The sequence below is a fragment of the Streptomyces sp. NPDC041200 genome, from assembly GCF_055591805.1.
In genome coordinates this window covers 1-23,263 of sequence record NZ_JBVIZF010000034.1, presented here as the reverse complement: position 1 = coordinate 23,263, position 23,263 = coordinate 1, and the positions used below count along the sequence as shown (strand labels likewise).

Annotated in this window: 18 protein-coding genes and 1 pseudogene; 15 read left to right on the top strand and 4 right to left on the bottom strand. The window is 72.9% G+C overall.

Features of this window, described 5'->3' with window-relative positions:
• Nucleotides 1–108: 108 nt before the first annotated feature.
• The 6 genes from ACZ6CL_RS36575 (at nt 109) to ACZ6CL_RS36550 (ending at nt 7,751) form a co-directional block, all read left to right on the top strand.
• Nucleotides 109–975, top strand: a complete 867-nt coding sequence (locus ACZ6CL_RS36575) for an ABC transporter ATP-binding protein (protein ID WP_468944230.1) — start codon at nt 109–111, stop codon at nt 973–975.
• Nucleotides 972–1,793: an ABC transporter permease gene (locus ACZ6CL_RS36570; protein ID WP_468944228.1), complete on the top strand. Its 822-nt coding sequence runs from the start codon at nt 972–974 to the stop codon at nt 1,791–1,793. The genes ACZ6CL_RS36575 and ACZ6CL_RS36570 overlap by 4 nt, the downstream gene beginning before the upstream one ends.
• Nucleotides 1,790–2,743 carry a quinone oxidoreductase family protein gene (locus tag ACZ6CL_RS36565; protein ID WP_468944225.1) on the top strand — a complete coding sequence of 318 codons (954 nt, stop codon included), beginning with the start codon at nt 1,790–1,792 and terminating at the stop codon, nt 2,741–2,743. Before ACZ6CL_RS36570 ends, ACZ6CL_RS36565 begins: the two co-directional genes overlap by 4 nt.
• 92 nt (nt 2,744–2,835) lie before the next feature.
• Nucleotides 2,836–3,702: an alpha/beta fold hydrolase gene (locus tag ACZ6CL_RS36560; protein WP_468944223.1), complete on the top strand. Its 867-nt coding sequence runs from the start codon at nt 2,836–2,838 to the stop codon at nt 3,700–3,702.
• A 111-nt stretch (nt 3,703–3,813) separates the two neighbouring features.
• Entirely contained in the window at nt 3,814–6,162 is a 2,349-nt protein-coding gene (locus tag ACZ6CL_RS36555) for a CaiB/BaiF CoA-transferase family protein (protein WP_468944222.1), read from the top strand.
• A 62-nt stretch (nt 6,163–6,224) separates the two neighbouring features.
• Nucleotides 6,225–7,751, top strand: a complete 1,527-nt coding sequence (locus tag ACZ6CL_RS36550; RefSeq protein WP_468944220.1) for an AMP-binding protein — start codon at nt 6,225–6,227, stop codon at nt 7,749–7,751.
• Here ACZ6CL_RS36550 and ACZ6CL_RS36545 read toward each other — a convergent pair.
• The gene (locus ACZ6CL_RS36545) at nt 7,729–8,520 is read right to left on the bottom strand and encodes an alpha/beta fold hydrolase (protein WP_468944217.1); all 792 of its coding nucleotides are present in this window, start codon (nt 8,518–8,520) and stop codon (nt 7,729–7,731) included. The two genes, ACZ6CL_RS36550 and ACZ6CL_RS36545, sit on opposite strands and share 23 nt — an antisense overlap.
• Before the next feature lie 210 nt (nt 8,521–8,730).
• Here ACZ6CL_RS36545 and ACZ6CL_RS36540 point away from each other — a divergent pair, with 210 nt between their 5' ends.
• The 3 genes from ACZ6CL_RS36540 (at nt 8,731) to ACZ6CL_RS36530 (ending at nt 12,528) form a co-directional block, all read left to right on the top strand.
• On the top strand, nt 8,731–10,257 hold the full coding sequence (locus ACZ6CL_RS36540; RefSeq protein ID WP_468944215.1) for a PAS domain-containing protein: 1,527 nt from the start codon (nt 8,731–8,733) through the stop codon (nt 10,255–10,257).
• Nucleotides 10,258–11,688, top strand: a complete 1,431-nt coding sequence (locus tag ACZ6CL_RS36535) for a SpoIIE family protein phosphatase (RefSeq protein ID WP_468944212.1) — start codon at nt 10,258–10,260, stop codon at nt 11,686–11,688.
• A gap of 84 nt (nt 11,689–11,772) precedes the next feature.
• Nucleotides 11,773–12,528 (top strand): NPP1 family protein, encoded by a 756-nt coding sequence (locus tag ACZ6CL_RS36530; RefSeq protein WP_468944210.1) that lies wholly within the window; start codon nt 11,773–11,775, stop codon nt 12,526–12,528.
• 34 nt (nt 12,529–12,562) lie between these two features.
• Here the strand turns inward: ACZ6CL_RS36530 and ACZ6CL_RS36525 are convergent, their stop codons facing one another.
• Together ACZ6CL_RS36525 and ACZ6CL_RS36520 are read right to left on the bottom strand one after the other, a co-directional pair.
• Nucleotides 12,563–14,401: a glycoside hydrolase family 15 protein gene (locus ACZ6CL_RS36525; RefSeq protein WP_468944208.1), complete on the bottom strand. Its 1,839-nt coding sequence runs from the start codon at nt 14,399–14,401 to the stop codon at nt 12,563–12,565.
• Nucleotides 14,402–14,497: 96 nt separating this feature from the next.
• Nucleotides 14,498–16,996 (bottom strand): ABC transporter permease, encoded by a 2,499-nt coding sequence (locus ACZ6CL_RS36520; protein WP_468944205.1) that lies wholly within the window; start codon nt 16,994–16,996, stop codon nt 14,498–14,500.
• Between the two features lie 164 nt (nt 16,997–17,160).
• On the opposite strand from ACZ6CL_RS36520, the gene ACZ6CL_RS36515 reads away from it, so the two are divergent.
• Nucleotides 17,161–18,342, top strand: a complete 1,182-nt coding sequence (locus tag ACZ6CL_RS36515; protein ID WP_468944203.1) for a sensor histidine kinase — start codon at nt 17,161–17,163, stop codon at nt 18,340–18,342.
• A gap of 34 nt (nt 18,343–18,376) precedes the next feature.
• A complete protein-coding gene (locus ACZ6CL_RS36510; protein ID WP_468944336.1) occupies nt 18,377–19,096 on the top strand; it encodes a response regulator in 720 nt (239 codons plus the stop codon).
• A gap of 30 nt (nt 19,097–19,126) precedes the next feature.
• On the opposite strand, the gene ACZ6CL_RS36505 is transcribed toward ACZ6CL_RS36510, so the two are convergent.
• A complete protein-coding gene (locus ACZ6CL_RS36505; RefSeq protein WP_468944334.1) occupies nt 19,127–19,486 on the bottom strand; it encodes an FtsX-like permease family protein in 360 nt (119 codons plus the stop codon).
• 408 nt (nt 19,487–19,894) lie between these two features.
• Between ACZ6CL_RS36505 and ACZ6CL_RS36500 the strand changes: the two are divergent.
• From ACZ6CL_RS36500 to ACZ6CL_RS36485, 4 genes and pseudogenes are all read left to right on the top strand, one after another.
• Nucleotides 19,895–20,119, top strand: a pseudogene (locus tag ACZ6CL_RS36500) (sensor histidine kinase); the annotation flags it as partial.
• Nucleotides 20,107–20,766 carry a response regulator gene (locus tag ACZ6CL_RS36495; RefSeq protein ID WP_468944200.1) on the top strand — a complete coding sequence of 220 codons (660 nt, stop codon included), beginning with the start codon at nt 20,107–20,109 and terminating at the stop codon, nt 20,764–20,766. The pseudogene ACZ6CL_RS36500 and the gene ACZ6CL_RS36495, both read left to right, overlap by 13 nt.
• Nucleotides 20,767–20,827: 61 nt before the next feature.
• Nucleotides 20,828–22,534: an IlvD/Edd family dehydratase gene (locus ACZ6CL_RS36490; protein ID WP_468944198.1), complete on the top strand. Its 1,707-nt coding sequence runs from the start codon at nt 20,828–20,830 to the stop codon at nt 22,532–22,534.
• Between the two features lie 69 nt (nt 22,535–22,603).
• Nucleotides 22,604–23,263, top strand: a 660-nt coding sequence (locus ACZ6CL_RS36485) for a triphosphoribosyl-dephospho-CoA synthase (protein ID WP_468944196.1), incomplete at its 3' end; no start/stop codon positions are given.

The following is a 23,263-nucleotide window of genomic DNA, read 5'->3' as shown; positions in this document are numbered from 1 at the left end:
CGGGGCGCCACACCGCCCGGAACGGCGATGTCCCGCTGAGCGGAACCCCCGCCATGCGCGGGCGCGCCACCGCGGTCTACCGTGCGCCAATTCGGTGAAGGGAGCACGATGACGAAGACCATCGCCACCCCCCGGCCCCCGGACGGCCCGGCGCCCGGGAGCGGCGACACCCGCGGCGCGGCCCTGTCCGCCACCGGGGTCGGCATCCGGTTCGGCTCCTTCGAGGCCGTACGGGACATCTCGCTCGACATCGCCGCGGGTGAGTTCCTCTGCCTGCTGGGGCCGAGCGGCTGCGGAAAGTCCACCCTGCTGTCCGCCGTGGCCGGATTCGTCCCGGTGTCCGATGGCGGCCTGACCGTCGACGGCACCGCGGTCAGCGGCCCCGATCCCGACCTCGGCATGGTCTTCCAGAGCAGCGAGGCCCTGTTCGACTGGATGACCGTACGGCAGAACGTGGCCTTCGGCCCGCGGATGCGCGGACAGTCCCGGGCGGCGCGGGCCGAACTGGCGGACACCTACCTCGGTCTGGTGGGGCTGCGCCACTGCGCCGACCGGTTTCCCGGCCAGCTCTCCGGCGGCATGCGCCAGCGGGTGCAGATCGCCCGCGTGCTGGCGAACGAGCCGCGGGTGGTGCTGATGGACGAGCCGTTCGGCGCGCTCGACGCCCAGACCCGCCAGGTGATGCAGGACGAGATGGGCCGCATCTGGAAGGCGTCGGGCTGCACGGTCGTCTTCGTCACCCACGACATCGACGAGGCGATCCTGCTGGCCGACCGGATCGCCGTGATGACCGCGGGCCCGGCGGCCTCGGTCAAGGCCGTCTACCCGGTGGACCTGCCCAGGCCCCGCGACGAGACCGATCCGGCCGCCACCGAACTCCGCCGCGCCCTGCGGGAGGACATCGGCGAAGAAGTGCGCAAGGCCCTGCGTGGCCAGGGACTCGACCTCGGACGTGACATCGAGGCGACAGGATGACCACCGTGACGGCGGGCACCTCCGCCACCCCGCGCCCGGGGCGGCGCCCCGGCCGCGCGGCCGCCGGGAGACTGCGCACCGCCGGGCTGTACGCGGTGTCCGTCCTCGCCGGGGTCGCCGTGTGGCAGCTGCTGGCGGTGACGTACGGCTCCGCCCTGGTCGCCTCCCCGAGCCAGACCCTGTCGGCGGCCCGGGAACTGGCCGCCGACGGCACCCTGTTCAACTCGGTCGTCGCCTCCGGCCGCCGCATCCTGATCGGCTGGGGGCTCGGTCTCGCCGTGGGCGTACCGGTCGGCCTGCTGATCGGACAGATCCCGCTCGTGCGGCATCTGCTCGACCCCTACATCGAGTTCTTCCGGTTCATCCCCCCGGTCGCGTTCGTGACCCTGGCGGTGGTGTGGCTGGGCATCGGCGAGTCGTCGAAGGTCGTCCTCATCTTCTACACGTCGGTCTTCATCGTCACCCTGAACACCAGCGCCGGTGTCATGGCCGTGAACGAGTCGAAACTGCGCGCCGCCGCCAGCCTGGGCGCGAGCCGTCGCCAGATCCTGCGCTGCGTCGTGCTTCCGTCGACCGTGCCCCACATCGTCACCGGGGCGCGGCTGGCGATGGGCAACAGCTTTCTGACCATCGTGTCCGCGGAGATCGTCGCCTCGCAGGTGGGCCTCGGATCGCTGATCTGGACCTCCCGCAACTACGGTCGCATCGACTGGGTATTCGTCGGGATCATCACCCTGGGCATCCTCGGGTTCGTCTACGACCGCGTGCTCCGCGTCGCCGCCTCCCGTGCCCTGAGTCGTTATGGAGTGAAACTGTGAGCAGCCAGACGTCACGCGCCCTCGTCCTGGAGCGCTTCGGCACCCTGCCCCTGCTGTCGGAGCGCCCGGTGCCGGAGCGGCAGCCGGGCCAGACGCTCATACGGGTGCGTGCCGCGCAAGTGGGCCACCTCGACCTGAACATCGTGGACGGCGCGTTCGGCATCCTGCCCGAGCTGCCCTCCGTGCCCGGCACCACCGGATGCGGTGTCGTCGTGGCCTCCGACACCCACCCCGAGGGTTCCCTGGTCAAGATCAACGGCAAGGGGCTCGGGATGCGCCGGGACGGCAGCTGGGCCGACCACGCCGTGGCGCCCGACGCGGCCGTCTCCCCGGTACCCGAGGGCACCGACCCCGCCCTGGCGTGCAGCTACTTCTCCCCGGCGGGCTCGGCCTGGGCCGCGGTGCACTCGGTCGCGGCGATCCAGCCGGGGGAGCGGGTGCTGGTGACCGGCGCGGCGGGCGCGGTCGGCGCCCTGACGGTGCAGGTGGCGGCGCGCGCCGGGGCGGAGGTCATCGGCGTGGTCGGCCGTCCGGCCAAGCTCGCCCACGTTCCCGCCCCCGGCAAGGCGGTGCTGGCCACGGAGCTGTCGCCGGAGGCCGTGGGCGGGCCGGTGGACGCGCTCATCGACACCGTCGGTGGCCCGGTGCTGCGCGACGCGCTGGGGCTGGTCCGTCCGGGCGGCCGGGCCGCGCTGGTCGGCTACACCGCCGGGCGGGAGTTCGCCATCGACCTCGCGGACTGGCTCCTGGCCGACGTGGCGCTGCTGCCCGTCAACCTGATGTCGCGGGGCAAGGAGGTCGCCGCCGACGCCGACGCGATGCTCGGCGATCTGATGTCCGGCGAGCTGACCCTGCCCATCGAGCGCTACACCCCCGACCGGCTGGCCGAGGCGGTGGAGCGGCTGCGCACCGGGGCCGCGGTGGGCAAGGTGGCGCTCGACCTGTCCTGAGCCGTCTGACGCACCTGAGCGGGCTGCCCCGGCGGCCCGCTCAGCGGACCGGATCGCTTGGGCGAAACGCTCGGCCACCACACCATCGGTGCATGGACCTCATGGACATCCAGGCACCCCCGGCCGGGGCCTCCGCGGAGGCGGACGGCGTCACGTACCACTACATCGAGACCGGGCAGGGCAGCCCCACCGTCTTCCTCCACGGAGGCGGCCCCGGGTGCACCGGCTGGTCGGACTTCGGCCAGGTGTCGCGGCTCTTCTCCGCGGACCGCCGGTGCTTCCTGGTGGACATCCTGCAGTACGGCACGTCCGCGAAGCCGGTCATCAAGGGCCCGATGTGGGACTACCACGCCGCCAAGACCGTGGCGCTGATGGACACCCTCGGCCTGGAGCGCGCCGACTTCGTGTGCAACTCCTGGGGCGGCACCATCGCGCTCAACCTGGCCGCCCTGTACCCGGAGCGGGTCCGGTCCCTCGTCATCACCGGCAGCATGCCCGTCTTCCACGGGCCGCTGGCCCCGCTGCCGGAGGGCGGCCGCCGCGGACGCAACGCCCGGGACGTGTACTACGGGGGGACCGGCCCGTCGTGGCAGAAGATGCGCGAGCTGATGGCACGCCTGGAGTGGTACGACCCGGACGCCATCCCCGACGCCACGGTGACGATGCGCTACGAACAGAGCCTGGACCCGGAGGAGAGGGCGCTCGCCGGGGCCTCCGACAACCCTCGCGGCGACTGGCAGGACCTCACCGGCGCGCTCGGCCGCATCCAGGCGCCCACGCTCTTCATGTGGGGCATGTACGACGCGTTCCTCACCCCGGACTATCCGCTGATGCTGGCCCGCATGATCCCCCGGGGCAATCTGCACGTGATGAACGACGTCTCGCACCACCTCCAGGAAGAACGCCCCCACGACTACTACACCGTCGTCTCCGGCTTCCTGAACCAGCGGCACGCCTGACACAGCGGCACACCCGACACAGCGGCACACCTGAACCTGCGGCACACCTGAACCTGCGGCACACCCGACACAGCGGCACACCTGACAGAGCTGATACAGCGCGGAGGAAACGTGAGCGAGCCCGCCCTGCGAGTCTTCGAACTGTCCAGCCCGTTCGCCCGGTTCGCGGGCCGGTTGCTGGTCGGACTGGGGTACGAGGTGGTGCTGGTCGAGCCGCCCGAAGGCGACGCCACCCGGCGTGAGGACGACGGTGACGCGTTCGCCCACTGGCACGCCGGGAAGCGGTCGGTGACCCTCGATGTCGCCGCTCCCGATGGCGCGGCCGGGCTGCGCGGGCTGCTGGAGGGCGCCGACATCCTGCTCGACGGAACCCCCGGCGGTGCGGAGGCGAGCGCCGAAGGCCTCGGCCACTTGGTGCACGTACGTGTCACTCCCTTCGGCCTGACCGGGCCGCGCAGCGGCTGGCAGGGCAGCGACTTCGTGGTGGCGGCGCTGGGCGGGATGCTCGCGCAGGTGGGCGACCCGGACGGCCCGCCCCTGCGGATGCCCGAGGGCCAGGCGGAACACCTCGCGGGCGTGGGCGCGGCCATCGCCGCCCTGCTCGGGCTGCGGGCCCGGCGGCGCGGCCCGGGCCAGCTCATCGACGTCTCCGCGCAGGAGTGCGTGGCGGCCGCCCTGGAGGCGGGCACCCTCGCCTATCTGCACGAGGACCGGATCCCGGGCCGCCCGGGACGGGTGCATCCGCTGGTGCCGCACGGGCTGTTCCGGGCCGCCGACGGCTCTCTGGGCGGCGGGCTCGGGGGCAGTCCGCGGATGTGGGACGCGCTGCTGGAGTGGCTGCGCGAGGAGGGCGCCGAGGCCGATCTCGCCGAACCCCGGTGGCAGGACCCCGTCGAGCGCAAGAAGGGCCAGGAGCACGTGTTCGCGGTGGTCCAGGACTTCCTGAGCCGCTGGCCCAAGGCCGAGTTCGCGGAGCGGGCCCAGGCCAGGAAGCTGCCCTGGGCGGCCGTCGACCTGCCCCATGAGCTGCCGGACAACCCGCAGCTCGCCGCGCGCGGCTTCTTCACCCGGCTGCGGACCCCGCGGGGGGAGCGGACCGACCTCGGCTTCCCGTTCGCGTTCCCCGAAGGCCACCGGCCCGGGAAACTCGATGTCCCCGGATGCGGCGCCGATCAGGGCCTGCTCGACGAGCGCCGCCCGGCCCGCCCGGCCACCGCCACCGACGAGCCGGTGGCGCGCCCCGCGCTGGACGGTGTCCGGGTCCTGGACCTGACCTGGGTGCTGGCCGGTCCGTACTGCACGAAGGTGCTGGCCGACCACGGTGCCGAGGTCATCAAGGTCGAGTCCGCGGGCCGCCCCGATCCCACCCGGTTCGCCCCCTTCATGCACCTCTCCCGGGGAGACCACACCGATCCGGACACCAACGGCTACTTCAACGAGGTCAACCGCAACAAGCGGAGCATCGCCCTCGACACCCGCACCGAGGACGGCATCGCGGTGCTCCGCGAACTCATCGCGTCCTGCGACGTGTTGGTCGAGAACTTCAGCTCCACGGTCATGACCAAACTCGGCCTCGGCTACGACGCGCTCCGCGAGATCAACCCGGGCATCGTGTACGTGAGCATGTCCGGGATGGGCCACACCGGGCCGCGCAACGGCTGGGTGTCGTACGCGGACACCGTGTCCGCGAGCAGCGGACTGACCGGCCTCACCGGCTGGGGACCGGACGACGTGGTCGGGGTGATCTACGGCCACGGTGACATCGTCGCGGGCCTCCAGGCCGCGCTCGCCACCGTGGCCGCGCTGGAACACCGCGACGAGACCGGGCGCGGACAGCACATCGACCTGTCCCAGCTGGAGGCGATCGCCGCCCACATGGGGACCAGCCTCCTCGCCGCGTCGCGCCCGGGCGCGGACGTGGCGAGGCCGATGGGCAACGCCCACCCGCGGTGGAGCCCGCAGGGCGTCTACCGGTGTCTCGGTGCCGACCGGTGGCTGGCCATCAGCGTCCGCACCGACGCGGAGTGGGCGGCCGTGTGCCAGGTGATCGGGCGCCCGGAGCTGGCCACAGACGAGCGGACCCGCACGGCCGAGGGCCGCCGCCGGGCCGCCGACCTCGTGGACGGCGCGCTCGGCGGATGGGCGCGCGGCATGCCCGCCGACGCCGCGGCCGAACTCCTCCAGGAGCGGGGCGTACCGGCCGGAGCGGTGCAGGACGGCCGCGAACTCGTCGAGCACGACCCGCAGTTGCGGGCGCGCGGCTTCTACGTACGCGCCGAACACCCGGCCGCGGGCGGCTTCCTCCACGAGGGCCTGCCGATCCACCTCACCCGCACCCCCGGCTCCCTCCGCGCCCCCGCGCCCGTCCTCGGCGCCGACACCGACGCGGTGCTGCGCGAGGTGGCCGGACTGACGGCCGAACGCATCCAGCACCTCCGCGACGCGGGGGTGCTGCGGTGAGCACACCGGGCACATCAGGCACACCGGGCGCATCAGGTACGCCGGGCACACCGGGCGCGGCGATGACACTTCCGGCTCTCCTCGACACCGCCGCGACGCGATTCGGCGACCGGCTGTTCCTGCGGGCCGGCGGGGTGACCCGCACCTACCGGCAGTCCCGCGAGGTGGCGGCCACCATGGCGGGGGCGCTCGCCGCGCGCGGCTGCCGTCCCGGCGACCGGATCGCGGTCATGTCCGGCAACCGCGTCGAGTTCACCGATCTGATCCTCGGCTGTGCCTGGCTCGGCGCGGTGCTGGTGCCGCTGAACACCGGGCTGCGCGGCGAGGGGCTGCGGCACGTCCTGTGCCAGGCCGAGCCGTCCGTCCTGTGCGCCGAGGAGGACTACACGGGACGTATCAGGGCGGCCGGTTTCCGCGGCCCGCTGTGGACCATCGGCGGCGACGGCCTTCCGGCTCCGGGCGGGGCGGAAGCGCTCCCGCCCGCACCGGTGGGACCTGCGGACACCGCCGCCATCCTGTTCACCTCGGGCACCACGGGGGCCGCGCGCGGAGTGCGCTGCCCCCACGCCCAGTCCGTGTGGTGGGGCCGTAACGTCGCGGACTCCCTGCGCCTCACCTCGGACGATGTGCTCCACACCTGTCTTCCGCTGTTCCACACCAACGCCCTCAACACCCTGGCCCACGCCATGACCGTGGGAGCCGCGTGCGTGCTCGGGCGGCGGTTCTCCGCGGGGGCGTACTGGGCGGAGGTGGCCGAGGCCGATGCCACCGCCGTGTATCTGCTCGGCGCGATGGTGCCCATGCTGCTGGCGCGGCCGCCCGGCCCCCACGACCGGGCGCACCGGGCCTGGCGCGGGCTGTCCCCGGCCACCCCGGGCCCGGCGTACCAGCCGTTCCGTACGCGTTTCGGTGTCACGCTGGTGGACGGATTCGGCTCCACGGAGACCAATCTCGTCATCGGCTCGGCCCCCGCCCGCCAGCGGCCCGGCTACATCGGCACCGTCCGCGAGGGCTTCTCCGCGCGCGTGGTCGACGAACGCCTCGTCCCCGTAGCGGACGGCATACCGGGTGAACTGGTCGTCCGCAGCCACCAGCCGTTCGCCTTCAGCACCGGCTACCTGGGGGAGGAGACCCCGCCGCCCGATTCCTGGCGCCGCACCGGCGACCGGGTGATCCGCGAACCCGACGGATGGTTCCGCTTCGTCGACCGGATCAAGGACGTCATCCGGCGGCGCGGCGAGAACATCTCGTCGGCGGAGGTGGAGTCGGCGGTCCGCTCCCATCCCTCGGTGGCCGGGGCCGCGGCCTTCCCGGTGGCATCCGAGCTGGCCGAGGACGAGGTCATGGTGGCGGTGACCGCCCGGCCCGGCCGGGCGCTGGACCCGCTGGACCTGGTACGCCACTGCGAGGACGCGCTTCCGCCGTTCGCCGTGCCCCGGTACGTCGACATCGTGCCCGAACTGCCGCTCACCGCGACCGGCAAGATCCGCAAGGCCGTGCTGCGCGAGCGCGGGGTCACCACGCGCACCTGGGACCGCGACGGTCAGGGTGAGGCGGCGCCCCGGGTCAGCCCGTCACCCACTCCGTGATGACCTTGGCGTACTCCTCGGGCAGCTGCTCCAGGGCGGGCACATGGGCGCCGGGAATGACCCGCGTATCACATCCGAGCGCCGCCGCGAACTTCTCCAGGGCGGGCAGCGAGTAGTGGTCCCCATCGGCGCACACCGCGAGCGTGCGCGCGGTGATGTGCGGCAGACGCGGCTCCATCGGATAGCGCCGGACCGCCACATGGCCTTCCTCCACCCGGTCCAGCACGGTCACCGCGTCGGCCACATAACGGTGCAGCGCGGCCTCCTCCCCGTCCTGGTAGAAGCCGCGCCGCCGGTTCCACAGCTCCAGCAGATGGGAACCGTCGGGCCGGGGGTCGACATGGTCGACCGGCTTGCGCCGGTCGGCGGTGCGCCGCTTCTCGTCGTCGACGAAGGGCGTGGCGGAGAGCAGCAGGCTGGAGACGCGGGCCTGGTAACGGGCGGCCAGCTCCACCGCGATGACCCCGCCCGTGTGGTGTCCCACCAGGTGGAAGCGGTCCAGGCCCAGCGCCTCGATGAGGGCCCCGGCGGCGTCGGCGTAGCGCTCGATCGTATGGGGCTCCTCGGGCTTCGCGGAGGCGCCGAAGCCCAGCGTGTCCATGGCAATGCCCCGGTGCACGGCCCCGACCAGCGGCAGCACGTCCAGATACTCGGTCCACGAACGCGGCGTCTGGTGGAGCATCAGCACCGGTTCGCCCGTGCCCGATTCGACGTAGTGCAGCTGCCCGAAGGGGCTGGGCACATAGCCGCGCAGCAAGGAGTCCGTCATGTGTGACCTGCCTGTTCCATCGGACGGGAGGGAGCGGGAGGCGCGCCGGTGATGAACACTGTGGCTGCCGTCCACGCGTGGCACCAGGCAGTCGGTCCGCTCTGTGAACCGCCGGTCAGGACGTTGCGGCAGGCGCTAAGAATTCGATAGTTCGCTTCATGACCCTCGATCCCGCCGCGAGCGCGCCTTAGGGTAAGTCCTGATATGTCGATGGATCCGGCGGGTCGCGTACGCACATGGTGCGATGAGCGGCTTCCCCTGCTCTCGGCGGTCGGTGTCCAGCTCACGGACCGTGAGGTGATGGAGTACGCGCTGACACAGGCGGTGTCCGAGCTGGGCGGTATCGCCGGAGCGGTGCACTGGTCGTGCGGGCCCGCGGGCAGCCACGAGCTGCGGCTGGTGCTCGCGGGCGGGCTGCCCCGCTCCGCCCTCCCGGAGTGGGAGGAGATCCGGGAGGGCGACCGGGCGCTCGCCCCCGCCCGGGCGGTCCAGGACGGCGCGTTCGTGTGGATGCCCGCCACCGATGGGCACCGTCCGGACACCGAGTGTGTCCATGCGCGCGCTCACGGCAGGCTGCCCGCGGCGACCATGGTGGCGGCCATCCCGCTGTTCGGCGAAGACGCCCCCGTGGGCGCGCTGTCCGTGTTCACCGGGCCCGGCGCGCCCACCGAGGAGCAGCGCGGCTTCCTGCTGGAGATGGCCCACTGGGCCTCCGGTCGGCTCTCGCGTCCCCCGCCCGCGGCGGGCGGGGCCCATCCGTGGTGGCAGGAACAGCCCGCCGGTGCCGGGCTCCGTCAGTCCCTGGTGGTGGCCAGGGTCGGTTCCTGGGAGTGGGACATCCGTACCGGCGAGATGGTCTGGGACGCGGCAGGGCTCGGACTCCTGGGCATACCGGAGGACTACGAGCGCCGCATCGAAAGCTGGGTCGGCCTGATCCACCCCGAGGACGTGCCGCGGGTCATGGCCGCCACGCGGGAGGCGCTGCACGGGCACGGAGTGTACGAGGCCGAGTACCGGGTGTGCCGCCCGGACGGCACCACCGGCTGGGTGCAGAGCCGTGCCCATCTGGCGGTCGACGGGCACGGCGAGCCCGTCCGCATGATCGGCCGGGTGTGGGACACCACCGAGAGCCGCATCGCGCGCGAGTCCGTGGGGCAGGCGCTGCGCTTCATGAGCGACGCGTTCCTGGCGGTGGACCGTGAGTGGCGGATCACCTTCCTCAACGTCGAGGCCGAGCGCCTCGTCGGACCGTCCGTGGACGTGCTGGGCGGGCCGCTGTGGGACGGCCCCGCGGGTCTGGTCCCCGAGCTCGAGGCGCGCTGCCGCCACGCCGCACTCGACGGCACACCGGCGGGGTTCGACATCCAGTGGCCCACCGACTCCCGCTGGTACCACATACGGCTGGTCCCGGTGCCCGACGGGCTGACCGCCTACCTCACCGATGTCACCGACACCCGCAGCCGGGCGGCGCGGCGTGAGGCGGCCGAACGGTCCGCCTCCGAGCAGGCGGCGAGGATCCGCGGGCTGACGAGCGCGCTCGCCGAGGCGGTGACCACCCGCGACGTGGTCGACGTGGCCGCCGCCCACATGCTGGCCCCGTTCGGCGCCTCGGGCCTGCTGATCCAGGTACTGGAAGGCGAGCGGCTGCGCGTGGTCGGGGCCGTCGGATATCCGCGGGCGTTCCTCCGCGAGGTCGACGGGATCCCGGCGGCCGACGGCCATCCGCTCCTCCACTAGGTGATCGCCTCCCGCCACCCCCGCTTCATCGCCTCGGCCACGGAGTACATCGAGCTGGCCCCCGGCCTCGCCGGTTATCCGGCCCTCGCGGAGAAGAACGCCTGGGGCATCCTGCCCCTGATCGCCTCCGGCGAGCCCAACGGCGTATGCGTCGTCTCCTTCGCCGAGCCCCGCTCCTTCTCCGCCGACGACCGCACGCTGCTGAGCGCCCTCAGCGGCATTGTCGCCCACGCCCTGTCCCGGGCCCGCCTCTACGACGCCGAACACGCCCGCGCCCAGGCGCTGCAGCGCGGCCTGCTGCCGCAGGAGCTGCCCACGCCGTCCGCCGTCACCGCGGCCGTACGGTATCTGCCCGCGAGCAGCGGCACGGAGGTCGGCGGTGACTGGTACGACATCATCCCGCTGTCCGCGGAGCGGGTGGCGCTCGTCATCGGCGATGTGATGGGCCACGGGCTGGCCGAGGCCGCCACCATGGGACGGCTGCGCACCGCCGTGCATACGCTGGCCAACCTGGAGCTGCCGCCCGAGGAGGTCCTCGCCCACCTCAACGACATCGTCAGCGACCTCGGCGACGACTCCTTCGCCACCTGCCTGTACGCCGTCTACGACCCGGTCTCCGGGGTCTGCTCCATGGCCCGCGCCGGCCACCCTCCGCCACTCCTGGTGCGCCCCGGCGGAACCGCGGAGTGCCTGGACATCGAGCCCGACCCGCCCCTGGGCGCCGCCGAACCCCCGTTCAGCACGGCCGAACTGCGCCTCCCCGCTCACGGTCTGCTGGTGCTGTACACCGACGGTCTGGTCGAGTCGGCCACCCGCGACATCGACGTGGGCATCGCCGAGTGCCGCAAAGTCTTCACCACCGACCTCGGACGGCGCCTCGCGGGGCCCGGCGGCCCGCCCCCGGCCTGCGGCCCGGGCGAGGACCACCGCGAGGACCGCGGACGCCTCGACCGCCTCTGCGACACGCTCATCGACGCCATGCTGCCCGCCCAGCAGCTGACCACTGACGACACCGCCGTGCTCGTCGCCCGGCTGCACCGCACCGCCCCCGAGGACATCGCCGTCTGGCGGCTCCCCGATGAGCCGGTGGCCGCCTCCCTGGCGCGCGACCACGTCCGTAGCCAGCTCGAAGCGTGGCATCTCGACGAACTGATCATGACCACCGAACTGCTCGCCAGCGAGCTGGTCGGCAACGTCGTCCGGCATGCGCGGGGTCCCGTCCAGCTGCGGCTGATCCGCGGCCGGTCACTCGTCTGCGAGGTGTCGGACGGCAGCGCCACGACACCCCGGATCCGCCGGGCCGCCGCCATGGACGAGGGAGGACGCGGGCTGCGCCTGGTCGCCACGCTCTCCCAGCGCTGGGGGACGCGGTACACCGCCGACGGCAAGTGCATCTGGACGGAACAGCCCATCCCGCCCCGGCGCTCCTGAACGGCCTTTATTTCATGGACAGTTGACGTACTCTCCTGGTTGGCATTTTCCGCCTGCTCGCACCGGGTCAACCAGGAGGACGCAGTGCACAGAAGTTCGCGTATCCGCAAGGGCTCGTTCGTCCTCGGCAGCGCCATCGCCTTGGTCGTCGCATTACCCGGAACCGCTCTCGCCGACCCGCCGAAGGCCCTGCCCGGCAACGCGGAGGCGCTGGAGCAGACGTTCCAGCCCGCCTACGACTACGACACCGACGGCTGCTACCCCACTCCCGCCATCGGCCCCGACGGCACGCTGAACGGCGGCCTCAACCCGTCCGGTGCCCCCAACGGGCAGTGCCGCGACGCCCCGGACCTCGACAACACCAACGGATACGCGCGCTCCAAGTGCAACAACGGCTGGTGCGCCGTCATGTACGGTCTCTACTTCGAGAAGGACCAGGCGTCGGTCGGCGGACACCGCCACGACTGGGAACACGTCGTGGTGTGGACGCAGAACAACCAGGCCCAGTACGTCTCCACCTCCGCCCACGGCGGATTCTCCACCTACGGCCGCGACAAGATCCGGTGGGACGGCAACCACCCGAAGGTCGTCTACCACAAGGACGGACTGAGCACCCACGCCTTTCGCCCCGCCAACACCAATGACGAACCGCCGGAGAACCACCACGGCACCTGGCAGTTCCCCACCCTGGTCGGCTGGAACGGCTACCCCGCGGGCCTGCGGGACAAGCTGAGCCAGGCCAACTTCGGCAGCGCCACCTTCGGCCTCAAGGACGGCAGTTTCGCCGACCACCTCCAGAAGGCCAAACCGTCCGGCATCCCCTTCGACCCCAACGCCTGAGCAACCGGCTGAGTGACTACGTGACCACCCCAGGTCAGCCCAGGGCACGGTCGAGGTTGAACGCGGCGCTGATGAGCGCGAGATGGGTGAACGCCTGCGGGAAGTTGCCGATCTGCTCACCGGTGCGGCCGATCTCCTCGGCGTACAGCCCGCAGTGGTTGGCGTACGTGAGCATCTTCTCGAACGCGAGCCGCGCCTCGTCCAGCCGTCCGGCCCGGGACAGCGCCTCGACGTACCAGAACGTACAGATCGAGAAGGTGCCCTCTTCGCCGCGCAGCCCGTCCGGGCTGGCCTGGGGGTCATAGCGGTAGACCAGCGAGTCGGACACCAGCTCCTCGCCCAGCGCGTCCAGCGTGGACAGCCACTTGGGATCGGCGGGGGAGATGAACTTGGCCAGCGGCATCATCAGCACGGCGGCGTCGAGCACGTCGTCGCCCTCGTGCTGCACGAACGCGTTCCGCCGCGGGGACCATCCGTTCCGCATGATCCGGCGGTAGATCTGGTCGCGCACCCCCGACCAGCGGGAGATGTCCGCGGGCAGGCCGCGGTGGGTGGCGATGCGCATGGCCCGCTCGATCGCGACCCAGCACATCAGCCGGGAGTACAGGAAACACTGGGGTCCGGCGCGGGTCTCCCAGACGCTCATGTCCGGCTGGTCCCAGTGCTCGCAGACCCAGTCGACCAGTTCGCAGAGGGTGTCCCATTGGTCTCCCGCCAGCGGCTTTCCCCATTTGTCGTAGAGATAGAGGGAGTCCACCAGCGCACCGTAGATGTCCAGCTGGAGCTGGTCGACGGCACCGTTGCCGGAGCGGACCGGCGCCGAGCCCAGATGGCCCTCCAGATGGGAGAGTTCCTGCTCGGTGAGTTCGCTGCGGCCGTCGATGCCGTACATGATCTGCAGTGGCCCGCCGGGGCCGTCCCGCAGCCGGATGTCCTCGGACAGGAACCGCACGAACGCCTCGGCCTCGTCGGTGAAACCGAGCCGCAGGAGCGCGTAGATGCAGAACGCGGCGTCGCGGATCCAGACGTAGCGGTAGTCCCAGTTGCGTTCGCCGCCGATCTGCTCGGGCAGGCTGGCCGTCGGAGCCGCCACGATGGCGCCGGTCGGCGCGTAGGTGAGGAGCTTGAGGGTGAGCGCCGAGCGGTGCACCATCTCGCGCCAGCGGCCCCGGTAGCGGGACTGCGAGAGCCAGCGGCGCCAGTACCGCACCGTGGTGTTGAACAGCTCCTCCGCCTCGGCCAGCGGACAGGGCCGCGGCCGCACCGTCCCGCCGATCCGGTCGAGCGCGAACACCGCGGCCTCGCCCTCGGTCAGCTTGAACGAGGACACCACGTCGAGGCCGTCGGTCTCCACCGTGACGCTGGACGTCAGCGCGAGGGACAGATCCGGGGAGTCGAACACGGTGAGCCCGCCGTCCCGGACGCTCACCGTATGCGCCTGCCGCCCGTAGTCGAAGCGGGGCGCCAGCCGCGCGGTGAAGGGCAGTGATCCGCGCACGCACAGCACCCGGCGGATCAGCCGGTGGCGGTCTGCCTCGCGGGAGTCGTCCTCGACCGGCATGAAGTCCTGCACCTCGGCGACACCGTCGTCCGCGAAGAACCGGGTGATGAGGATGTTGGTGTCGGGGAAGTAGAACTGCTTCGTCCGGGCGGGCGCGTCCGGGGCCAGGGCGAACGCGCCGCCGCGGTCGGCGTCCAGGATCGACGCGAAGACACTGGGGGCGTCGAAACGGGTGGGGCAGTACCAGTCGATCGTGCCGTTGGTGCCGACCAGCGCGGCGGTCCGCAGATCGCCGATCAAGCCGTGCTCCGCGATGGGCAGATACCGGGGCATGTCCGCCTTGCAGGGGCGAAGGCTCTCGGCGACGGTCATCAAAACCTCCCGCGCTCGCCGGTCGCGGTACCTCGGATTTCAGGATACGTCCGACCGGCTACGAGCGTCCGGCACCGCCTCGCGGGGCCGTCACCGTCACTGGCCGTCCGCGCCGATGGCCGTCAGCATCGGAACCCGCGCCGCCTGGCGCCCCGGCCACAGGGAGGCGAGCACACCGATCACGGCGGCCGCGACGAAGAACAGGGCCACCCGGTCCCACGGGATGACCAGGGGGACGCCCTCCTCACCGAGGACGGCGGCCGCGCCGATGACACTGCCGACGGCGACGCCGAGCGCGGAGCCGAAGAGGGAGATGGTCACCGACTCGATGCGCAGGACGGCGGCGACGCCCCGGCGGTCCAGGCCGATGGCGCGGAGCATGCCGATCTCCCGGACCCGCTCGAAGACGGCCATGCCCATGGTGTTCACCACTCCGAGGGCGCCGATCAGCACGGTGACGCTGAGCATGGCGTACATGATGTTCAGGAACGGAGCCGTGTCCGCGGTGGCCGCCGCCCGTGCGTCGGCGCGGTCCTGGACCAGCAGCGCGGGGTTGTCCAGGGCCCGCCGGACTTCCCGCTTGAGCGCGTCCGTACGGCCATCGGCGGCCTTGACCAGCACCGATCCGACCGAGGGCAGAAGCGCCCCACCGGCCGCGGGCGGCACGGCCCGGTCGGCGACGAGGGCGGGGCCCAGACCCTCCGGACCGTCGTAGAGCGCGACGACGGGCAGGCTGGTCCGCTCGCCCGAGCCGGTGAAGGCGCCGGTGACGCGGGAACCGAGCCGCCAGCCGCGCTCGGCGGCCAGCTCCTCGGTGACGGCGATGCCATGGCCGAGGCGGTCCAGCGAGCCCTGACGAACGGTGATCGGCGTCAGCCGTTCCACCGTGGCCGGATTGACGCCGGTGACCGCGAAGGAGTCGTCGCGGGACAGGCCGAAGTAGGTGTCGACGAGCGGGGTGACGGCCTCCGCACCGGCGAGCCGTGCCACCCGCGCGGCGGTGTCGTCGCCGACCTCCGCGAAGGGGACGGCCGTGATGCGCAGGTCCGAGGTCATGGAGGCGTCGACCTCCTGTTCGTCCATGCGGTTCACCGAGGCGACGGCCACCGTGACCGCGGTGACCATCGCGAGACCCACCATGAGGGTGGTCGCGGTGGCCGCCGTGCGCCGCGGGTTGCGGCGGGCGTTCTCCACCGCCAGCTTGCCGCGGATGCCCGCCAGCCGGGTCATCGGCGAACGCAGCAGCACGGTGACGCCCAGGGCGAGCAGCGGAGTGAGGACGATCAGGCCGATGAGGAAGACGGGCGCGGCGCCGTAGAGGACGTTCGGATCGCCGAGGGCGGCACCGAGCAGCAGCGCGCCGAACACCGTGACGGCCACGCCGATGATGCCGCGGCGGCGCAGCGAGGCGGCCGTCGAGGGCTCGACCGTACGCAGCGCCGCCACCGGCGGTACGCCCGCCGCGCGGCGGGCCGGGACGTACGCCGACAGGACGGTGACGCCGATGCCGACCGCGAACGCCGCGACGAGGGGAGTGGCGGACAGCAGCCGCACGGGCCCGGCCGGTGCTCCGGTGGCGCCGAACAGATCGCCCAACAGTGTCGCGACGCCCGTTCCCAGCGCGAATCCGGCGATCGAGGCCACCGTTCCGACCAGGGCGGCTTCCGTCAGCACCCCGCGCGTCACATGGCTCCGGGTGGCGCCGACCGCTCGCAGCAGCGCGTGTTCCCGGGCGCGGGCGGCACTGAGCATGGTGAAGGTGTTGGCGACCAGGAAGGTGGAGACGAACAGGGCGACCCCGGCGAAGGTCAGCAGCAGCTGTGTGAGCTTGTCCTCGTCCCCGGTGGCGGTGGCCGCGGACTCCAGCTCCGCCCGGGTGGACGCCATGACACCGGACGGCAGTACCTTCTCCGCCTCCCGCGCGAGTCGCGTGTCCGACGCGCCGTCGGCCGCCGTCAGGGTGATCGCCGAATAGCCGCCCGGGGCGGGCGCGAAGTACCGCCGCGCGGTGGCGGAGTCGAAGGCGGTGAGCGTGCCGCCGGCCTCCAGCCGGCTGTCATGGGCGGTGAAGACCCCGACCAGCCGGACACTTCGGGCCGTACCGCCCACCACGATGTTCGCCCGGCCACCCACCCGGTACCCGGCCCGCTCGGCGGTCCGCCGGTCCACGGCGACCTCCCCGGACGTATGGGGGCCATGGCCCGAGACGAAGGGGTAGCGGACGTCCTCGCCACGCTCGCCGGGGACGTAGTTGACGCCCGCGGCCTGCGACACGTCACCCACCAGGGTGCCGTCGGAGCCCGCGACGAAGGCGGGGCCCTCCACCATGCCGCGGGCCGCGGTCGCCGAGGGCAGTTTCCGCAGCCGCTCCAGCAGCGCGCCGTCGACCCGGGAGGCTTCGTCGGGGGACACCGGTTCGATCTTCACCGACACATCGGGCTGGGAGTTGGTCTGCGCCCGGGCCACGGCCGCCTTCGCCGCATCGCCGTAGAGCAGCGAACCGGTCACGAACGCCACACCGAGCAGGACGGCGAGGGCGGGCATCGCGAATCGGAGCCGGTGGGAGCGGAGGGTGCGCAGAGCGGTGCGGAGCATCGGCGGCCTTCGGAAGGGTCGAGTGGGGTGGGCGGTCTCGATCCTTCCGGCGCGGCACGGGGCGGCGGATCCACTGGATGACCGAAACGGCCGGTGCCCCTCCCGCCTGCCCTCGGCCGAATGGCTGATGTGACGCGGGCGGCACGGCCGTACCGTGAACTGCCATGATCACCGAGTTCCGGGCCCGCTCCCGCTCATGGCACATCCGGCTCTGTCTGGGCGGCGCCGTCTCGGTCGCCCTCGTGGTTCTGGAGGCGCTGAACGCCCCCTATCCGCCGGTGGTTCTGGCGACGGTGGTGTCCGGGACGCTGTGTCTGCTCTGCCTGGTCGTGCCGGGGCGCCACTTCGTCCGGTACACCCTCCTCGCCACGGCCGTCTCCTGCGCGCTGACCCTGGCGGAGACGGGGCTGTCCCGGCGGCCCGAGAACACCCCGGGGCTGGTGGAGCTGGGCGTTCTGCTGTGGCTCATCACCCGCGCAGTGCGGAGCTGTTCCCCGCTGATGGCCACCGTGCTCCCCGCGGCACCGGCCTTCGCCGCCGTCGTCCTTCCGCTGCGGATCGCCGAACGGAGCGACAACCTCAACAGCGTGATCGGCATCGTCGTGGCCTGCGTGCCGTTCATGGTGGTGCTGGGGCTGTGCCTGCGCCTGTACGACGCGCTGCGGGCCCGGGAGCGCGAGGCCATCCTGCAGGCCCAACGCCTGGAACACGCACGGGAGTTGCATGACTTCGTGGCGCACCACGTCACCGCCATCGTCGCCCAGACCAAGGCCGCGCGCTTCACCGCGGCCGCCGGTCACTCCCAGTCCCCGGAGGACCTGGACCAGATGCTCGCCCACATCGCGCGGGCCGGTTCGCAGGCGCTCGGGTCGATGCGCGCCATGGTCTCCAGCCTGCGGGACACCGGCGCACCCGCGGCCACCAGCCCCACCGGTGGCCTGGCCGGACTGCGGGACCTCACCCGGGAGTTCTCCACGGCCGGGCCCTCCGCCGAACTGACCCTCGACCCGCGGCTCACCGACCGCCCGCTGCCGCCCGAGATCACCACCGCGGTCCACCGTGTGGTGCAGGAGTCCCTGACCAACATCCGCAAACACGCCGCCGGGGCGGGCCGCGTCGAGGTGCGGGTCGCGCTGCGCCCCGGCGCCCCGGAGGAGTTGGAGGTGTCGGTGGCCGACGACGGCCGCGGCGGCGCCGAGGTGGGCGGCGGCGCGTGGAACGGGGGCGGCTACGGCCTGGTCGGCCTGACCGAGCGGGTCGAACGGGCCGGTGGCCGACTCACCGCCGGACCGGGCGACGGCGGCGGCTGGCACGTCCTGGCCCTGCTGCCGCTGGACCCTGCCTAGGGTTCTCCCCATGGCGGGCCGGGCACCTGCGATCATGTCGGGTATGACGATCCGGGTGCTCCTCGCCGACGACCAGGAGATGATCCGTGCCGCGTTCCGCATGATCATCGACTCCCAGCCGGACATGCGGGTGGTCGCCCAGGCGGTGGACGGCGCCGAGGCGGTCGATCAGGCCAGGGCCCTGCGCCCCGACGTCTGCCTCCTGGACATCCGCATGCCCCGGCTGGACGGGCTGGAAGCCACCCGGCTGCTCGCCGGGCCCGACGCTCCCGACCCGCTGAACGTCCTCATCGCCACCACCTTCGACCTCGACGAATACGTCTACCGCGCGCTGCGCAACGGCGCGTGCGGCTTTCTCCTCAAGGACGGCGCCCCCGGGCTGCTCACCGAGGCGGTGCGGGCCGCGGCGGCGGGCAACTCGCTGATCTCCCCCTCGGTGACCGTCCGCCTCCTCGCGCAGATGGCCCCGCACCGCCGCGAACCCGCCCCCTCCGAGGCCCGGCCGGACCGTACCGCGGGGGGCGGGCGCGGGCCGCGGGCGCTGACCGAGCCGCTGACCCAGCGCGAACTGGACGTCGTACGCCGGGTGGCCCGCGGCCGCACCAACGAGGAAGTGGCCGCCGACCTCTACGTCACCCTGTCCACGGTCAAGACCCACCTCGGCAACGTGCAGCGCAAGCTCGCCGCCCGCAACCGGGTCGAAATCGCCGCCTGGGCCTGGGAGAACGGGATCTGCCAGGGCGACGCGGACTGACACGCCGGGAAGCGCGGCCCGATGGGATCGTCAGGCGCGGGCGAGCGCGTGCGCGGGCGGCGTGCGCAGCGCCTGACGGGTCGGCAACTCGACACTGAGGAAGGCGGTGCCCGCCACCACCACCGCGACGGCCGGCGCCAGCCACGGCGGACCGGCGGGCCACGGGCGGTGCAGAAAACCGGCCGACAGCAGCGCCAGGGGAACGACGGACAGCACCAGCCCGGTGACGAGCGCCAGGGCGGCCATCAGCCCCGCCTCGCGCCGCATCATCGCCTGGATCTGCCGTGGCGTGGCACCGATCAGCCGGAGCGTGGCGAGTTCGCCGCGCCGCTGGGTCGTGGTGGCGATCAGCTTGTTGGCGATCCCGAGCAGAAGGTAGCCGAGCAGCACGGCGAGCACCGCGACATTGATCCACAGCTCGGGCGCGGTTCCACCCACACCTCGAAGCCGCGGCCCGGAACGGTCGTCGTCCAGTGCCAGGCCCGGCCGCGACGCGGCCAGCGCGGCCACCTGGCGGCGGGCCTCCTCGCCGCCGTCGGTACGGATCAGAACGCTCTGGTCGAGCCCCGCCGTGGTGTGTCCGACGGCCAGGTCCCTGGAGAGCACCACGGGGCCGAAACCGAGGCCGCGCGCGTACGTGGCCACCACCCGGGCGGTGACCCGGGCACCGTCGCCGAGCACCAGCTCCACCTCGCTGCCCACCGGGGCGTCGCGTGACGCGGCGGCATCGGTGGAGACGGCGACGGTGGCGCCGGTGAGCCCCGCGAGACTCCCGTCACGCACGTCCAGGTCGAGGTGGCCCGGCACAGCCACGCCCACAACGCCACCGTCACCGTCCGCCGACACGACGGCCGACTGCGCCCGCGCGTCACCGACGACGGCCGCGGGGGAGCCGACGAGCACGGCGGCTCCGGGCTCGTCGGCATCCGCCGCCGCGCCGAAGCACACGACGGGACACTCGTCCTCACCAGCCCACCCGGTGGGCCCACGACCCTGGAGGTAGACCTGCCATGCGGATTGTGATCGCCGAGGACGATCCGCTGCTGCGCGAAGGGCTCGCGCTGCTGCTGCGCGCGGAGTCGCTCGACGTCGTGGCCGCCACCGGCACCCCCGACGGCTTCCTGGACGCCGTCGAGGCCCACGCTCCCGATGTCGCCATCGTGGACGTCCGGATGCCGCCGACCCACACCGATGAAGGGATCGCCGCGGCCGTGGAGGCCCGGCGCCGCCGCCCGGACCTGGCCGTGCTCGTGCTGTCCGCCTACGTCGAGCAGGCCTTCGCCACCGATCTGCTCGCCGAGGGGAGTGCCCGGCTCGGCTACCTGCTCAAGGAACGGGTCGGCCGGGTCGAGGAGTTCCTGACCGCGCTGCACCGGGTGGCGGACGGCGGCACCGCCATCGACCCCGAGGTCGTCGCGCAGCTCTTCGCCCGCTCCCGGCCCGACACCCGGCTGGAGCGGCTCAGCCCGCGCGAACGCGACGTCCTGGCCCTGATGGCCGAAGGGCTCGGCAACACCGCCATCGCCGAGCGGCTCGTCGTCACCGAGGGCGCCGTCCACAAGCACATCCGCAACATCTTCGCCAAGCTCGGACTGGCCCCCACCGACCGCACCGACCGGCGCGTGGCCGCCGTGCTGCACTACCTGGAGGACGCCCACCGCCGCGTCTGACGACCGCGCGTTGTGGGCAGCGTTCCCTCGCACGGATCGTCGAAGAGATCGGAAGGTTCGTATGAGTGACACGCACCGGTCACGGCAGTGGTACGAGGGTGAGACCCGCGACGCGTTCATCCACCGCGCCTGGATGCGGCGCGGCCTCCCCGACCACGCCTTCGACGGACGCCCGCAGATCGTCATCTGCAACACCTGGTCCGAACTCACCCCCTGCAACAGTCACTTCCGCGAAATCGCCGACCATGTGAAACGGGGTGTGTGGGAGTCCGGCGGGGTGCCGCTGGAGCTTCCGGTGCCGTCGCTGGGGGAGACCCTGCTGCGCCCGACCGCGATGTTCTTCCGCGACCTGGCCGCGATGGTGACCGAAGAACTCATCCGGGCCAACCCCGTCGACGGAGTGATCCTGCTCGGCGGCTGCGACAAGACCGTGCCGTCCCTGCTGCTGGGCGCCGCGTCGGTCGACCTGCCCACCCTGATGGTCACCGGCGGCCCCATGCTGAACGGCTCGTGGCAGGGGCGTCCGCTGGGCTGCGGCACCGGGGTGTGGGAGCTGAGCGAGGAGGTGCGGGCCGGGCGGATGGAGCGCTCGGAGCTGCGCCGGGCCGAGTCGGCGATGATCCGCAGCCGGGGACACTGCAACACCATGGGCACGGCGTCCACGATGGCCTGTGCCGCCGAGGCGCTGGGCATGACCCTGCCCGGCAACGCGGGGCTCCCGGCCCCCGACAGCCGTCTGCTGGAGCTGTCCCACGCGGCGGGCAACCGCGTCGTCGACATGGTGCGCGAGGATCTGCGGCCCAGCGCGGTCCTCACCGCGGAGGCGCTGCGGAACGCGGTGCGCGCGGTGGCCGCCATCGGCGGCTCCACCAACGCGGTCGTCCATCTGCTGGCCCTCGCCCGCCGGGTCGGGGCGGACTTCACCCTGGATGACATCGACCGCGCGGGCCGTGGCGTCCCCCTGCTCGCCGATGTGCAGCCCGCGGGCTCGCACCTCATGGAGGACTTCCACCGCGCCGGTGGCCTGGACGCCGTCCTCGGGGAGATACGGGACCACCTGGAACCGGCGCTCACCGTCTCCGGCCGCCCCCTCACCGAGCAGCTGTCCGGCCACTCCAGCGCCGATCTCACCGTCATCCGCACCGCGGCGGACCCGATCGCCCACCACGCCGGGCTCGCCGTGCTCCGCGGCAACCTCTGCCCCGACGGAGCCGTCATCAAGCCCGCCGCCGCGACACCGGAGCTGCTGCGCCACCGGGGCCGCGCCGTGGTGTTCGACGGGATCGAGGACTTCCGGACCCGGATCGACGACCCGGACCTCGAGGTCGACGCGTCCGATGTGCTGGTCCTGCGCGGCTGCGGGCCACGCGGCTATCCCGGCATGCCCGAGGTGGGGAACATGCCCCTGCCGCCCGCGCTGCTGCGGGCCGGGGTGCGGGACATGGTGCGGATCAGCGACGCCCGCATGAGCGGAACCGCCTTCGGCACCGTCGTCCTGCACATCGCCCCCGAATCGGCCGCGGGCGGCCCGCTGGGTCTGGTGCGGTCCGGCGACTGGATCGAACTGGACGTCGAGCGGCGGCTGCTGCGGCTGGACGTACCGGACGAGGAACTCGCCGCACGGCAACCGGTCACCGCCGCCGCGCCACCCGCCACCAGCGGATGGGAGCATATCTACCGCGACCACGTCGAACAGGCCGACCGCGGCGCCGGACTGGACTTCCTCAGCGGCTCCCGCGGATCCTTCGTCGCCCGCGAATCGCACTGACGTGACGCCCACAGCGGGGTCACAGGAACGACCCAGGTCCGGGAAAGGTTCGCCGACTACCCTCCGGGCATGCCCACGACGCGCTCCACGGACGACGCACTGGCGCAGACCGCCGTACGAGCCCTGATCTCCCAGGCGGAGCTGACCCCCAAACCAGGCCTCGCGGACACCCGCGACCTCCAGGCCCGCGCCACCGGCGCCGATCTGCTCGCGCTGCGCTGGGCGGCCAAGGCGCTGGCGCCCGGCTTCGCCGCCATGGCCGCCGCCGCCCGCCGCCCCGGCGAGCCGACGCGCGCGCTCCGCGAGGAACTGGGCGCCATCGGCCGCTGCGCCGAGTGGACCATGGCGCGGGCCGATGGGGGCACGGCCGGTGGCGGCCCGGTCACCGGCCGTCTCCACCACGGGGCGCTGTGGGTGCTGGGGCTGCTGGTGGCGGCCGCCGCCCTGGTACCCGGCGCCCCACCCCACGAAGTGACCGCCACCGCCCGGCAGCTCGCGACCTACACCGACCGCGGCGCCCCGCGCAAGGCCTCGGCGGGCTCGCAGGTGTCCGCCACCTACGGAGCGGCGGGTGCGCGCGGCGAGGCGCGGGCCGCCTTCCCGCACGTACGCCGCGCCCTGGACGTCCTGTCCCGGACCCGTGCGGCGGGCGCCACCGAGACCCAGGCGCGGCTCGACGCGCTGCTCACCGTGATGAGCACCCTCCAGGACACCGGGCCGCTGTACCAG